This is a genomic window from Actinomadura chokoriensis, assembly GCF_041463665.1.
Lineage (GTDB): Bacteria > Actinomycetota > Actinomycetes > Streptosporangiales > Streptosporangiaceae > Spirillospora > Spirillospora chokoriensis_A.
Genome location: NZ_JAXCEJ010000014.1, coordinates 1 through 13,305, shown reverse-complemented (window position 1 = coordinate 13,305; position 13,305 = coordinate 1). Strand labels below are relative to the sequence as shown.

The 13,305-nt window shown below is 65.8% G+C and carries 15 protein-coding genes and 1 tRNA gene; 13 read left to right on the top strand and 3 right to left on the bottom strand.

Translation table 11 applies throughout. The annotated features are described in order from the left end of the window. The first annotated feature begins 3 nt into the window (after positions 1 to 3). The 3 genes from SM418_RS21340 (at position 4) to SM418_RS21330 (ending at position 3,417) form a co-directional block, all read left to right on the top strand. Complete coding sequence (locus SM418_RS21340; RefSeq protein ID WP_371943268.1) at positions 4 to 285, top strand: hypothetical protein; 282 nt, start codon at positions 4 to 6, stop codon at positions 283 to 285. 1,478 nt (positions 286 to 1,763) lie between these two features. Continuing rightward, on the top strand, positions 1,764 to 2,381 hold the full coding sequence (locus tag SM418_RS21335) for a hypothetical protein (protein ID WP_371966104.1): 618 nt from the start codon (positions 1,764 to 1,766) through the stop codon (positions 2,379 to 2,381). After that, a complete protein-coding gene (locus SM418_RS21330) occupies positions 2,359 to 3,417 on the top strand; it encodes an ImmA/IrrE family metallo-endopeptidase (protein ID WP_371966103.1) in 1,059 nt (352 codons plus the stop codon). The genes SM418_RS21335 and SM418_RS21330 overlap by 23 nt, the downstream gene beginning before the upstream one ends. A 74-nt stretch (positions 3,418 to 3,491) precedes the next feature. On the opposite strand, the gene SM418_RS21325 is transcribed toward SM418_RS21330, so the two are convergent. Both SM418_RS21325 and SM418_RS21320 read right to left on the bottom strand, forming a co-directional pair. After that, entirely contained in the window at positions 3,492 to 4,298 is an 807-nt protein-coding gene (locus tag SM418_RS21325) for an inositol monophosphatase family protein (RefSeq protein WP_371966102.1), read from the bottom strand. Continuing rightward, a complete protein-coding gene (locus SM418_RS21320) occupies positions 4,295 to 5,179 on the bottom strand; it encodes a DUF5919 domain-containing protein (RefSeq protein WP_371966101.1) in 885 nt (294 codons plus the stop codon). The genes SM418_RS21325 and SM418_RS21320 overlap by 4 nt, the downstream gene beginning before the upstream one ends. Positions 5,180 to 5,498: 319 nt before the next feature. Here SM418_RS21320 and SM418_RS21315 point away from each other — a divergent pair, with 319 nt between their 5' ends. The 10 genes from SM418_RS21315 to SM418_RS21270 all read left to right on the top strand — a co-directional run bounded on the left by SM418_RS21315 (position 5,499) and on the right by SM418_RS21270 (position 13,101). Further along, positions 5,499 to 5,792, top strand: a complete 294-nt coding sequence (locus SM418_RS21315; protein WP_371966100.1) for a hypothetical protein — start codon at positions 5,499 to 5,501, stop codon at positions 5,790 to 5,792. A 212-nt stretch (positions 5,793 to 6,004) separates the two neighbouring features. Beyond that, positions 6,005 to 6,271, top strand: coding sequence for a hypothetical protein (locus tag SM418_RS21310; protein ID WP_371966099.1), 267 nt, complete (start codon positions 6,005 to 6,007; stop codon positions 6,269 to 6,271). A 319-nt stretch (positions 6,272 to 6,590) separates the two neighbouring features. Next, the gene (locus SM418_RS21305; protein ID WP_371966098.1) at positions 6,591 to 7,322 is read left to right on the top strand and encodes a GntR family transcriptional regulator; all 732 of its coding nucleotides are present in this window, start codon (positions 6,591 to 6,593) and stop codon (positions 7,320 to 7,322) included. Between the two features lie 111 nt (positions 7,323 to 7,433). Beyond that, positions 7,434 to 7,859 carry a plasmid replication, integration and excision activator gene (locus tag SM418_RS21300; RefSeq protein ID WP_371966097.1) on the top strand — a complete coding sequence of 142 codons (426 nt, stop codon included), beginning with the start codon at positions 7,434 to 7,436 and terminating at the stop codon, positions 7,857 to 7,859. Continuing rightward, complete coding sequence (locus SM418_RS21295; RefSeq protein WP_371966096.1) at positions 7,859 to 8,164, top strand: hypothetical protein; 306 nt, start codon at positions 7,859 to 7,861, stop codon at positions 8,162 to 8,164. The genes SM418_RS21300 and SM418_RS21295 overlap by 1 nt, the downstream gene beginning before the upstream one ends. Beyond that, positions 8,164 to 8,463, top strand: a complete 300-nt coding sequence (locus tag SM418_RS21290) for a hypothetical protein (protein WP_371966095.1) — start codon at positions 8,164 to 8,166, stop codon at positions 8,461 to 8,463. The genes SM418_RS21295 and SM418_RS21290 overlap by 1 nt, the downstream gene beginning before the upstream one ends. Positions 8,464 to 8,556: 93 nt before the next feature. Next, a complete protein-coding gene (locus tag SM418_RS21285) occupies positions 8,557 to 10,023 on the top strand; it encodes an FtsK/SpoIIIE domain-containing protein (RefSeq protein ID WP_371966094.1) in 1,467 nt (488 codons plus the stop codon). Between the two features lie 98 nt (positions 10,024 to 10,121). Next, positions 10,122 to 11,738, top strand: coding sequence for a replication initiator (locus SM418_RS21280; RefSeq protein ID WP_443098421.1), 1,617 nt, complete (start codon positions 10,122 to 10,124; stop codon positions 11,736 to 11,738). Continuing rightward, complete coding sequence (locus SM418_RS21275) at positions 11,735 to 11,944, top strand: helix-turn-helix domain-containing protein (protein WP_371966093.1); 210 nt, start codon at positions 11,735 to 11,737, stop codon at positions 11,942 to 11,944. Before SM418_RS21280 ends, SM418_RS21275 begins: the two co-directional genes overlap by 4 nt. Continuing rightward, complete coding sequence (locus SM418_RS21270; protein WP_371966092.1) at positions 11,941 to 13,101, top strand: site-specific integrase; 1,161 nt, start codon at positions 11,941 to 11,943, stop codon at positions 13,099 to 13,101. Before SM418_RS21275 ends, SM418_RS21270 begins: the two co-directional genes overlap by 4 nt. A gap of 82 nt (positions 13,102 to 13,183) precedes the next feature. On the opposite strand, the gene SM418_RS21265 is transcribed toward SM418_RS21270, so the two are convergent. After that, positions 13,184 to 13,256, bottom strand: a tRNA-Arg gene (locus SM418_RS21265). Positions 13,257 to 13,305 lie beyond the last annotated feature (49 nt).

The following is a 13,305-nucleotide window of genomic DNA, read 5'->3' as shown; positions in this document are numbered from 1 at the left end:
ACCGTGCTGGTCGACCAGGTCATCACCGCCCACCCTGCTGAGCGAGCTCAAGCGGCCTCGATGCGCCCCGCCGAACCCGGCGAGATCTGGACGCCTGCGATGCTGCGGACCTTCCTCAAGATCGTCTGGTCGCGTACGCCGCTGCTCGCCACGGGGCGCCGCTTCACCCCACAGTCGCGGGATGTCGACCTGGACGGCACGTCCACACAGGTCGAGGGCCCGACCTCGTTGTTCGTCGGCGAACGCATCGAGGGCACGACCAAGAGCTGCGGTCCCGCATCGTAAGCCTCGACGCCGGAACGGTCTACGTCCTCGAGGCACGCGCAGGTGCCAACTCGCCGACAGGCTCGAGCTCGGCAGGTCCTGGATGGGCGTCCCCGTCCACACGCTCCCGGTCTGCACGCACGTCATCAATCAGCAGCTCGTAGAGGCCGCAGAGATCTTCGTCGACGAGTGGAGACCGCAGCCTAGATCAGATGCGCTGTTAGCGGGACCGTTAGCAAAGCCCCTTGCGGAAGATCGCAAGGGGCTTTGAGCTGGGTGCACCCGAAGGGATTCGAACCCCTAACCTTCTGATCCGTAGATTCCCAAACGATCAGCGCGCCCGTCCGAATCAGTCCGCACGCTCGGACGCGTGCCCTCCGCTCGTCCGGACCCGTCCGCCGCGTTCCAAGATCGTCCGCCGACGTGGCTCCCAACGTGGCTCCCAGGGGCCCAGCCTGATCGCGACCCTTATGACCGGCCCACTGGTCTCGGTCGGCTCATCACTGGAACTAGCAACGGAGGTCGGGCGTCACATCGTCAAGTTGCCTTCGACAAGGTGGAGACCGGCTTGGCTCTGCGTGACCATACTGGACGGCTTACCGTCGCAAGCATCGCTGCGTTGGCGGCAGTACTCGCGGTACTCGCTGGCTACGTGGACGACTTCTACCCACGGGCTTGGCTTCTGGCGCTTGTCGGTATCACCGCTGGTGGCGCTGCGTTTCCCTCCACGCCCCCCAAAAAAAGAGCTGTAGCAGCCCTAGAACAGTGATCTTTAGGCACGCGCGCGCACTCCTGCCCGAGCTTCCCGTCTGCCGTCGTCCCGCGCTCCGCGCCGCCGGGCCAGGGCCAGGGGGTGAAGGTGGAGCGCCCCACCGGACGAACGACCTTCACCCCCTGGCCCTGGTCTGGTAGATCTCCGATCGGGACGACGGCAGACGGGAAGCTCGGGCATCCCCCAACCCTCCGAAACCGTGACGGACGCGGCCCTGACTTCCCGGAGTCGGAGTGCCCCCCGCCGGAGGCAAGAAGGAACCTCGGCCACGTGGTGGCCTGAGCCTTGGGCGGTGGCGCGACCCGGTGACCGCCTGCGGCTGGCGGACGGGCGGCGGTGGCACGATGCGCGGCCCGGTGCGGTCGGCCGGTGACCGGCGCCCACGCCGCACGCTCCGGGCGGCCTGGCGCCGGGCCGCGCAGCGGGCCTGAGCGCCGCCGCCCCTTGATCCTAAACAGCCAGATTCGGCAATCATCCGGCCTGTCGCTCTGGCCTGTCGCTCCGCGTATCGTCACCGGGCAGCTTGGAGGATGTGCCAAGCTCGACGGCACTTAACAGCGCTTGGCATAGATGGCGTGAGGCGTGTCGCTCCCACGAGTGTTCGCCTGGCAACACAAGATCAAGTATGCGATGCTAGAACGCACGTTCGAAGGACGTGTGGAGGTTGAGGCGTCCAAGCTGGGCGAGTCGGTGGTGGTGTAGCAATCATGCTGATAATATCAGCGCCATGGCCACAGCCGCCGACCAGGCGTACCTAGTTGATGCCGTCAGTTCGCTCTGCGGAGTCCTCCACGAAGGCATTGAGGTCGCTCGTGAGATCGCTGAGGGGCACTTCGGCGACTACGAGATGACGGATCCTGAGTACGGAGCCGGCACCACCCATCTCACACGCTTCCATGCTCGGCGCGTTCTAAAGACGCTGGACCTTGGCGAGTGGGAGATTGCAAAGCCTCGCCCGAATGGTCAAGTTCTGCTGCGAAATGAGCTACTACTTCTCCGCATTTTGCATGAGTGGCCTGAAAATTCAGTTCCTCCTCCTGGGCACAACACCGCTCGCATCGACTTTTATCGCAATCCAGATCTAGGGTTGCACGGGGTAAAAGCTAGCAAGTTGATCGCCGTGTGGCGTCGCGCCCCAGAGGGAGAGGTTTCTATACGGATCATACGCCCGATAGGTAAATGGAAGCTTGGCAAGGTCGCCAAGTTTGATATTTCCTTTCCTTTGCACAGGAGCGGGCTATCCGATCTGGAATTTGTGCCCGATGACAGCGGAATGAATGTTCTTCTGCCATTCGAGGCCGAAGAAGAGGGAGAGAAGGGAAATGAGCAGCCCCTGGGCGGGTGAAAGACTTCGAACTCTACGTCACTTGTTCGGACTTTCACAAGGGCAACTCGCCCAAGCGGCGGGGGTCGGCCAGTCGCGGATCTCTCAAATTGAAAATGGCGTATTGGAAGCTTCCAATGATATCCTAGACGCAATTGCTGCCTCAACGGGAAGCCCTCGTTCATTCTTTGAGGTCATGCCACCGGATGTCCCTCTGGGAACGCTTCGATTTCGCAAGTACGCCTCTGCGCGCAAGACTGAATTCAAGCGGGTTAAAGCCCTCTTCGATGAAGCTTACCGAATATCGAACCAACTCCTCGTAGACGCCGGATACGGCGGGCCTGATATTCCCATGCTCAAAGGCGAGGTCAGCGACAGGGAAATAGAAGAGCTAGCCATGCAAGTGCGCGAAGCCTTGCAAATTGGAGGAACGAGCCCCATACGGCATCTAACTAGAGCCTGCGAGAGAGCCGGTATCGCGGTAGTTCCCCTGACACTTCCAGGAGACGAGGATGAAGCTCATGTAGTAGACCACTTTGGTATTAGTTATTGGCCCGCCTTCGATGAACCGGCAGTTATCGGTTACTTCACTGGCGGACCAGGTGACCGTCAGAGGTTTACACTAGCTCACGAGTTGGGGCACCTCGTATTGCACAGCAGGCGACGAAACGCCGCCGACCCAGAGAATGAGGCCCATCGCTTCGCTGGAGCTCTCCTTGTGCCACACGAAAGAGCTATCGAGATGTTCAGCAAGCCTGTAACACTACGACAACTTGCGCAGATGAAGGCAAATTGGGGAATATCTATTCAAGCACTCATCATGCGTGGATCTCATCTTGGGCTAATCGACGAACATCGAAAAACCTCATTGTTCCGGCAACTCAGCGCGCGAGGATGGCGCAAGTCAGAGCCAGTTGCGGTCAGGCCCGAAGAGCCCATCCTTATTCGGAAGTTGTTGTGGAGCCAGCATGGCCCTCACGTTCCAGATACGAAGATTGGCGAGATAGTCGGCCTCCAAGCCATGGTACTAAGGTCCTTTGCGCCTATGGCCGCATAGCCTTTTCGAGGCAATCAGGAAGACACCCTGCTCCGACCCTTACCGCAGTAACCGCTAAGCCAGCTTCCGCGACTCTACATCATCGGATGCGATGTCTCGCCGAGGAGATCCGTTATTCCGTGCGCAAGCTGATAGCTGGAAGCAATGGTAGCTTGGGATTCGAAGGAGTGGTCGATTCCGTCTTGGTCGGTGACTTTGGCTCCCGCTTCGCGGGCGATAATGACGCCAGCGGCTGTGTCCCATGGTTTATTTGAGAGCGTGATGGTGGCGTCTAGCTTTCCCTCGGCTACCCACGCTAGATCTATGGCGGCTGAGCCGAGCATGCGGACGCGTTGGACCTTGGCGGCTAGGCGTTCGGTTAGGGCGATGCGTTGACGGTTCTTGGCTTCGGCTCCCTCGCCTACGGCGTAGTCGCCGATGGCGACGATTGCGTCTTTGAGGTCGGTGGTCATGCTGGCTTGGATGCGGCGGTCTCCGAGGTAGGCGCCGGTGTGCTGGGCTGCGTGGTAGCGGGTGCCTAGGAACGGTAGGTCGATGACGCCGACGACGGGGCGGCCTCGTTGGATGAGGCCGATGGAGAAGCCGCAGAGCGGAATGTTGCGGACGAAGTTGGCGGTGCCGTCTACGGGGTCGATGGCCCAGAGGAGTTCGCCGGTGGTGTCGCCGGTGATGCCTTCTTCTTCGCCGAGTATGGCGATGTCGGGGGTTCGCTCGTTGAGGTAGTCGCGGACGGCGCGTTCTACGGCGTAGTCGACTTCGCTGGCCATGTCGCGGTCGCCCTTGGCGGTGAGGAGGCCGGGGACGCGTGTGCGCACTAGGTCGCTGGCTATCTCTGCTGCTTTGAGTGCGACGGGTAGTAGTGCGGTGGGTGCGTCGGTCATAGGGTGCGGCCTCGTTCCCATAGCGAGTTGAAGATCTCTTCGAACGTCCCATACAGGCCGGTGCCTGTCGGGTTGCGTTCGGCGAGGAAGGTGGGCGAGTCGACTCCGCGGGCGGTCGGTAGGTAGGGCTGTATCACGCAGAGCTTGTCGTTGATGAGCGTGATGTTGAACCGGATGGTCTCGTCGTAGACGGCGACGAACAGCCGGTCTTGGGCCTCGGGCGATAGGCGCTTGCGGAGGCGCGTCAGGACTTCGATGTTCAGGCGCGTGAGGGTGGTGAGGTGGTTGTCTGTGTAGCCCTCTTCGTGTTCGCGGGCTCGGATGGCCCCGCCTTCGGGGTCCAGGAACAGGGCTTGCAGGGTGGTGCCGTCCTCGATGAGCCGGTAGAGGCGCTGGTCGGGGTACTGCTGGCAGAGCATGTTGAGGGAGAGGCCGGCGGCCCGGATGCTGCTGGCGCCGTCGAGTAGGGCGTGCGGCGGGTGGGCGTATGAGAACTCGGCTCGGGTGGCGAAGACGGCGGTGACGTCGGCGTAGGGGTTGGGGCCTACCCGGTCGGCGGTGGACTCAAGGTCGGCGCGCTCGTCGGTGGCGGTGTGGGCGGTGGGCTCGTCGGCCAGGACGTGGGGCGGGCAGGGGGCGAACAGCTCGTCGGCTGTCCACTCGGGGAACATCGCCTCCAAGACGCGGCAGTGGTCGACATAGGGCAGGCGTTTGAGTTCGCCGGACGTCCAGCGGTGGAGCTGGGCGCGGCTGGGGGCGGTGCCGGTGAGTTCGGGCGAGATCTTCTTGGCGGCTTCGTTGTAGGCGGCCTGGAACATGCCGTACCGCTGTAGTCGGCGCTGACGGATCACGACGTGCAACAGGATCGGTTGGGGAGACACCGGCCGTCCTCTCTGCTGGGCGTTTCTCAGGCTAGACGTGACGCGAGATCGAAGACGAGACAAAGTCGAGACGGTTGCAAGACGTTGACGTGCGAAACGAGATGATCACGGCGTCGTGACGCAACGTGACTTGTTGGCACGGTGTGGTCATGGCGAGTGATTGCACCTCTTGCAGGGGACGCGGGGTCAAGCGGCGGGTGGCGCGGCGGACGTTGACGCCGGGGCACATGGCGGGCGTTCCGGCGGACAGCCGTCAGGACTCCTGCCCTGACTGCCTCGGGACGGGTGAGGCGTCCGAGCGGCAAGGCGGTGCGGCCTCGTGAACGCACGGGATGTGGAGCTGCGGCTTCTGGCTGATCTTCGGGCCTCCCTTCTCGGTCTGGGTCTGGCTGTCCGGCTGGACGAGTCGATGCCGGGGCTGCTGGTGAGTACCGCGAATCCGGGCCTGTTCGTGTGGGTGTTCGTCGGGGCCTCGGGCCGTACGTTCACCTGGCGACGCGATGACAGCAAGCACCCGGTCGGCGACGTGCCGGGCGCGGCCGCCGAGGTCGCTCGGTTCGTGACCGCTCAGGCCGGGCAGCTCAACGGCTCGGCGAACGACCACTTCGACTAGCGCCGTGGGCTGGCCTTACAGGCTGGCCAAGGCGCATTGAACGGCAGAGCCGGCGGCGCGGCGAGGACGGTCCGTCGCGTGATCGCCCCCCAAATCCCCCGTGGTCACGCGTGTGGGAGGGACGGGCCAGGCCCCGCGCCTCCGGCTCTGCTTCCAACGAAAGCGAGAAACAGGTGATGGGTCCTTCTTTGTCCCGCGACACTGAACTTCGGGTGCTGGGTGATCTGTGCCGGGCTCTGGTCGGGCGCGGCCTGTACGTCCAGTTGCGCGACGCCATCCCCGGACTGACGGTCATCCGGCCGGGTGGGACGGCCCTCGACGTCATCGGCTATGTGGTGGTGAACCGCCGCAAAGGCGAAGTCTCCTGGTGGCGGGTCGACAACCTGCACCCGGTCACGGATCTGGACGGAGCGGTCGAGCGGATCACCGCGTTCATGAACGAGCCGACCGCGCCGAGCTTGCCGAGGTTGCGGCCGTGACGTCGTGGAGAGGCGACGCGCCGGACGATGTCACGGCGGCGATCATCACACTTCAACGCCGGTTCCCCGGCTCGTCGGTCTGGTTCGGGCGCCACACGTTCCGTTGGTGGGCGGCGATGCCGCGGGCTGGGTGGTGGGTGCTCCTGGAAGCGGCGACGCCGATGGAGCTGGCGGGCCGGATGGCTGAGGCGCGCGGGTCCGCTGTTCCCCACGGAGTAATCGGGTCTGTTGGTGTCCGGTAGTCGTGACAGCCGGTACGGGTTGGGCGTACATTAACGCTGACCTGGTAAGACAACCTGTCAGATGATGGACGGACGAGATGAGCCTTGAATCCGTGCCCCCCAAGTACGCCCAGCTCGTCACGGAGCTTCAACGGCGCATCGAGTCCGGACGGTATCCGCCGGGCTCGGCGATGCCCAGTGAACATCAGCTCATCGAAGAGTTCAGCGTGAGTCGGCCGACCGTGGTGTCGGCCCTGCGAGTGCTGCGGGATCAAGGCTGGATCGACTCCCGGCAGGGCAAGGGCCGCTTCGTCCGCGGGCGTCCCGCCCTGGCCTCGCTGGAGAGCGCGCGGGCGGGACAGGTTCGGCTGGCTGGCTCGGAGGCGTCCATACCCGGCGAGGTCCTGGCCGCTGGGGTGGTCGACGCGCCGAACCGCGTCCGCTCCCTTCTTGACCTCGGCTCGTCTGGCAAGGGATTCCTTCGCCGGCGGCTGCTGACGGCTGACGGCACGCCGTCTGAACTGCTCTCGCTGTGGCTGCCTCTGGACCTCGCGGAGGGGACGAACCTGACCAGCGCCGAACCGCTGCAACAGGGGGTGCGGCAGCATCTGGAGTCTCGCAAAGGCGTGAAGTTCGATCACGTCATCGAGCACATCGTTGCGAGGATGCCGACCGGCGAGGAAGCCGCCGCGTTGTCGATGCGTGCGGGGACACCTGTCCTCGTCGTGTACGCGACTGCTCGGGACGCTGCCGGGCGTCCGCTGCTGGTGGTCGACACTGTCTTGCCCGCTGACCTGCATGAGCTGGAAGACGCCTACCCGCTGGCGTGACCGTATCCGGCCACACGCCGGTTAGTTACTTGATAGACCAAGCTGGGTACGCTTATGATCACACTTGTTAGGTCAACTGACTGACAGTTGACCGGATGGGAAGTGATCGTCATGGCGGTGCAAGGTCCGTTCAAGGTCGCGTTCGGGGACGTGTTCCCGTTCGGGGCGTTCGTGAAGGGCGGGGTGGAGCCGGTGCGGGACTTCGACCGGTCGACCCGGGAGAACTTCGTGCAGGCGCGGGACAAGGACTCCGGGGAACTGGTCTGGGCGGTGGAGGTCCTGGACGCCGACCCGGAGTCCAAGGGGACGTTCAAGGTGAAGCTGTCGGGGCCGGTTCAGCCGGTGGTGCCGGAGGCTCCGGCGGGGTTCCCGTTCGTGCCGGTGGAGTTCGAGGGGTTGGCGGTGACGCCGTACGTCAACTCCGGTAACGGCCGTCTGGCCTACAGCTTGAAGGCGGGGGCGGTGCGTCCGGCGGGTATCAAGGGCGCGTCCCGCTCGGGCAAGGACAACGGCGCGGCTGCTAAGGATGCTGCGTGATGGCGGGCGGGCGCATGTCGGCGCTGTCACTGCCCATCGACAGCGCGGCCTCAACCGAGTTCCGGACGTTCCGGACGCGTACCCCGCTGTTCACCGTCTCGGCGGGCCGGGTGCTGGTCACCCTTACCCTCCCCGAGCGGCTGAACGCCGGGGATGTGGAGTTCGCGCGGCGGCTGGCCGAGCAGGCAACGGCCTACGCGGTGGAGGTCGAACGGCTCTACCGCTCCGGCCGCCCTTCGGGCCGGTCCTCGTCGGGGCGCCCCTCGTCGGGCCGGTCGTCGTCGGGGAAGGGGGCGGCTGCGTGATGGACGCCTACAGCTACACCACGGTCCAGGTGGACCCGGACGGGACGGCAAGGGTTCACGTGGCCCTGCACCCCGGCGAGGACGTGAGGGTCTACTGCACGCCGGGCCGTGACCGCGCGCAGATCTCGGTGATGCACGCACGCGCCGACGTGACGTTCTGCCCGACCAACCCGACCGCGCCGACCGCCGAAGACGTCCGGGTCGCGCGCCAGCTCGCCGAGTCCTTCGCGACCTACGCGGCTGATGTGGAGCGGCTCCACGTCCGGAACCGCGCGCCGGCTGAGGGCTCGGCGGCCTGAAAACGGGTGGGGCGGCTGGAGCTGGTACCTCCGGCCGCCCCGTTCCCCTCTCCCCTGAACTGCACAAAGACACAAAGAAGAGGTGTACCCATCATGGCATGGGAGTTCCGCAAGCTCGGACCGGGCGAAAACGTCGCCGTCGAAGCACAGCGTGACCCGTTCGCCGCGCCCAAGTGGGCGCCCCCGGTGTGGCACATGCCCGAAGGGCTCGTGCTCCTCGTCAACACCGTCCGCGCCCTCGTCCGGACGGTGGTGTTCCTGGTCCGCAACATCGTCCCCGTCTCCGTCCTGTCCGGGCTGGGCTGGCTCGGCTACCGGTTCGGGTGGCTGGTCCCCGTCCTGGTCCTGGCCCTCGTCGCCGCGGGCCTTTCGGTGTGGGCGGTGGTGGACCGTCCGTCGTTCGTCCGCTGGGTGGTCCGTCCGGCCCGTGCCCGGTGGCGGCTCGTGCTCGTGTACCGGCGGCACTGGCAACCCGTCCTGGTCACTGCGGGCCTGACCAAGGTCCACAAGGGGCGGGAGTACCTGCCTGCGGTGGTCCGGGTCCGTTGCGGTCCGACGTCGGATCGGGTGCTGGTCCGGATGCTCAAGGGGCAGGCTCCCGACGCGTGGGAACGGGTCGCGGTCAACCTCGCGCACGGCTTCGGCGCAACGCTGGTCCGGGTCCGGGACGGGGACCGTCCAGGCCGCATCTGGCTGGAGTTCGTCCGCCGCGATGCCCTCGCCGTCCCGATACCGGCGCTGCCCGTCCCGGACGGCTCCGACGTCGACCTGTCCGGGGTGGTGATCGGACGGTGCGAGGACGGGTCGCCGTGGCGGCTGCGGCTCCTGGGCACCCACGTGTTGATCGCGGGTGCGACGGGGGCCGGCAAGGGCTCGGTCATCTGGTCGACCATTCGCGCCTTGCTCCCGCTGATGCTCGCGGGCCTGGTGGAGGTGTGGGCCGTCGACCCCAAACGCATGGAACTGTCCTTTGGGCGGGCGTTGTTCGAGCGGTACGGGCGCTACAGCGACGACCCCAAGGGCGGCATGGTCGAGCTGCTGGAGTCGGCGGCCGAGGACATGAACGCCCGCGCTGAACAGTTCGCCGGGGTGACCCGCTCGTTCACCCCGTCGCATGAGCACCCGTTCCGGGTGATCGTGGTGGATGAGCTGGCGTTCCTGACCGCCTACTGCCCCGAACGCGACCTGAGAAAGCGGGCCGAGTCCGCGCTTGCCGTGCTCACCAGCCAGGGCCGCTCGGTGGGGTACTGCGTGATCGGTGCGCAGCAGGACGCGCGCAAAGAGGTCAACAACCTGCGCAACCTGTTCCCCGACCGCATCGCCCTGCGCCTGGACGAAGACGAACAAGTCGACATGGTGCTCGGCGACGGAGCCCGCGACCGCGGCGCCCTGGCCGACCAGATCTCCTCGGTCCCGGAGATCGGGGCGGGGGTCGGGTTCGTCCGCCTCGAAGCCTCGCCTGACCCGGTGCGGGTCCGGGCGGCCTACGTCTCCGACTCCGACATCCGCGACATGGTCGCGTTCGGGGTGCCTGACCTGGACGTCTGGGGGGCCGCGTGAGGAAAACCGGTCCCCGCGTCATACAACCCACCCTCGACGCTCCCGACGTCGACCCGCCTCCTTCGGCCGAGCCCGGCCCGGAACCGGTCGTCAAGGTCCTGGCTCCGCTGGCGCGCGGGGTGCTGGAAGCGGTCGCGGTCGAACACGGCGTCTGTATCCGCCCGGTCCCCATGCGGCGCGTCGACCTGCACACCGGCGCGGCCGAAATGGTCTACGTCCCGTGCGGTCACACCCTGGCCTCGGTCTGCCCCTCCTGCGCCGAACGCAAGCGCAAACTCCGCGCGGTGCAGTGCCGCCAGGGCTGGCACCTGACCACCGAACCCGTCATCACCCGCGCCGACCCCGACGCCGAACAACGCACCTGGATGGAACTGCGGGCACACGCTCAAGCGGCCCGTGACCGCGCGGCCGAGGACGGGACGGCGGAGGGGGAAGACTCCTCGTTCTGGGATGCCGTGGTGCGTGACCTGGACAACGAGCTTGAACGGACCGGGGTCCGCGGTGCCCTCAAAACCGGCGACCAGAGCAAGAGCCGACGGACCCGGTCGACCCGGCGACGCCAGGACGCCCCCGACCTTCCCCGTCGTCCGGTCGACTCCCGCACCCTCGGCAAGGTGTTCCGGAGCCAGGACGGGAAGACCTTCCGGCCCTCGCTGTTCCTGACCCTCACCCTGGACTCCTACGGGCGAGTTCGCGGTGATGGAACGCCGGTCGACCCGGCCACCTACGACTACACGCGGGCGGCCCGTGACGCCCTGCACTTCTCCAAGCTGATCGACCGGTTCGTGCAGAACCTGCGCCGGTTCGTCGGCTACGACGTCCAGTACTTCGCCGCTGTCGAACCACAGAGGCGTCTCGCGCCCCACCTGCACATGGCCATACGCGGAACGATCTCCCGCGCTGAGCTGCGGCAGGTGGTGGCGGCCACCTACCACCAAGTGTGGTGGCCACCCACCGACCGCATCGTCTTCGACGGCGAACACCTACCCGTCTGGGACGACGTGGCGGGCGAGAACGGCGGCGGCTACCTCGACCCGGCAACCGGTGAAGTCCTCCCCACCTGGGACGAAGCACTAGACGCCCTCGGCCAGGACGACGACGTCGAACCCCTGCACGTCGTACGGTTCGGGCGGCAGATCGACGCGCAAGGCGTCCTCGCTGACTCCGCGGACTCGCGGCGGTGCATCGGCTACCTGACCAAGTACCTCGTCAAAGGCGTCGCCGAATGCCACCAGGCCGACACAAGCGCGCAGCGCGAACACATCGACCGGATGGCCGAAGCACTCCGCTACGAACCCTGCTCGCCCACGTGCGCGAACTGGCTGCGCTACGGCGTCCAACCCAAGAACCCCCGCAAAGGCATGACGCCCGGCTACTGCAAAGGCAAAGCCCACCGACACGAACACCTCGGCTACGGCGGACGCCGCGTCCTGGTCTCCCGCAAATGGTCCGGCAAAACCCTCGCCGACCACAAAGCCGACCGCAAAGCATGGGCCCTCGCACGGCTCGCTGAAGCCGGTATCCCCGTGTCGAACCCGGCTGATACGAACGCCGTCCACATCTGGGAACGCGCGGGGCCTGGCGACCCGGACGTCAAGCCGACAGAGCATCGACTCCTCCTGCTGATCAACGAACGCATCCAACGGCGCCGCCAGCTCGACGCCGCAACCCACAACCCCACCCCAGAACTTTCGGCAACTGCGGAGGCAGCGTGACGACTGCGAAGGACGGGGTGGCTGAACCGCTCCTGTGGAGGCCGGAACAGGCCGCCGTGATGCTCGGCATCGGACGCACCAAGGTCTATGACCTGATGCGTACCGGTGCGTTGCGCTCGGTCCGGCTCGGTGGCTCTCGAAGGATTCCGGCAACGGCGCTGGCCGAGTTCGTTGCCCAACTCGAAGAGGAGGCGGACGCGGCATGACCAAGCGACGCGGCAACGGCGAAGACTCGATCTACAAGGACGGCGACCGCTGGCGCGGCGCGATCCACCTGGGCTACGACGACAAGGGACGGCGCGTCCGGAAGAAGGTCTCCGGACGGACACGTGCCGAGGTGGCCGAAAAGCTCCGCAAGCTGCGGAAGCTGGTGGATGCCGGGACGGTTCCCGACGACAAGATCACGGTCAAGGCATTCTTGGACCGCTGGTTGACTCACAACCTTCCCGGTGCAGTGGCCGAGTCGACCGAGGACGATTACAACGACACTGTGCGGCTGCATCTCGCTCCCGCCCTGGGGCGGAAGAAGCTAGCCAAGCTCGCCGTCCTGGACGTCGACAAACTGTGGCAGGCCAAGCGGGATGCGGGCTACAGCGCGAACAGCATCCGGATCATGCGGACAGTCCTCCGCAAGGCTCTCGGCCAGGCCGAGAGGGAAGGCATCGTCCCGCGCAACGTCGCTGCTCTTTCGGCAGCTCCACACGTGGTGGCGAAGGAAGGGCGAACGCTGACGATCGACCAGTCGAAAGCGCTCCTCGGGACGGTCGCCGGCCACCGCTTCGAGGTCGCCATCATGCTTGCCCTCGCATATGGCCTGCGCCGTGGCGAGGTCCTTGGCCTCCACTGGGCGGCTGTCGACTGGGACGCCGGGACGGTCCGGCTGACGCACTCCGTGAAGCGGATCAAAGACCGCGACAAGATGAGCGGCAGGAAGACACGGCTCGTGGTCGGGGAGTTGAAGACTCCTAAGTCCCGCCGGACGCTCGTCCTGACTACCCAGCTCGTGACCAAACTCCGGACGGCTCACACTCGGCAGGCAAAGGCCAGGATCGCGGCCGGTGGGTTGTGGCAGGATCACGGGCTGATCTTCGCGAGCGAAGTCGGGACGCCGATGGATCCGGACAACTTCTCGCACACCTTCTCCAAGTTGGCCAAGCGCTCTGGCCTCGGCCACTGGCATCCGCACGAGCTAAGGCACTCGGGCGCCTCGCTGATGCTGGCACAAGGGACGCCGTTGCACGTCGTCTCCGAGATCCTCGGGCACACGTCCATCGCGATCACGAAGGACGTCTATGGGCATCTGCTCGTCGACGACAAGCGGGCGGCGGCTGAGGCGATGAGCGGCGCCCTCTTCGGGGCCTGATCGCTGCCCGTGGCTCCCAACGTGGCTCCCATGGCGTACGCAAAAGCCCTCTTCCATGATCGGAAGAGGGCTTTGAGCTGGGTGCACCCGAAGGGATTCGAACCCCTAACCTTCTGATCCGTAGTCAGATGCTCTATCCGTTGAGCTACGGGTGCTTGCCGGAGCCAACTGTACCGGCTCCACGGACCTGTCCGCGAATCGGTT

Excerpts from the sequence above, each read along its gene's own strand:
- SM418_RS21270 (WP_371966092.1), top strand. The coding sequence starts at position 11,941 with ATGACCAAGCGACGCGGCAACGGCGAAGACTCGATCTACAAGGACGGC.
- SM418_RS21335 (WP_371966104.1), top strand. The coding sequence starts at position 1,764 with ATGGCCACAGCCGCCGACCAGGCGTACCTAGTTGATGCCGTCAGTTCG.
- SM418_RS21295 (WP_371966096.1), top strand. The coding sequence starts at position 7,859 with ATGGCGGGCGGGCGCATGTCGGCGCTGTCACTGCCCATCGACAGCGCG.
- SM418_RS21285 (WP_371966094.1), top strand. The coding sequence starts at position 8,557 with ATGGCATGGGAGTTCCGCAAGCTCGGACCGGGCGAAAACGTCGCCGTC.
- SM418_RS21290 (WP_371966095.1), top strand. The coding sequence starts at position 8,164 with ATGGACGCCTACAGCTACACCACGGTCCAGGTGGACCCGGACGGGACG.
- SM418_RS21305 (WP_371966098.1), top strand. The coding sequence starts at position 6,591 with ATGAGCCTTGAATCCGTGCCCCCCAAGTACGCCCAGCTCGTCACGGAG.
- SM418_RS21300 (WP_371966097.1), top strand. The coding sequence starts at position 7,434 with ATGGCGGTGCAAGGTCCGTTCAAGGTCGCGTTCGGGGACGTGTTCCCG.
- SM418_RS21325 (WP_371966102.1), bottom strand. The coding sequence starts at position 4,298 with ATGACCGACGCACCCACCGCACTACTACCCGTCGCACTCAAAGCAGCA.
- SM418_RS21330 (WP_371966103.1), top strand. The coding sequence starts at position 2,359 with ATGAGCAGCCCCTGGGCGGGTGAAAGACTTCGAACTCTACGTCACTTG.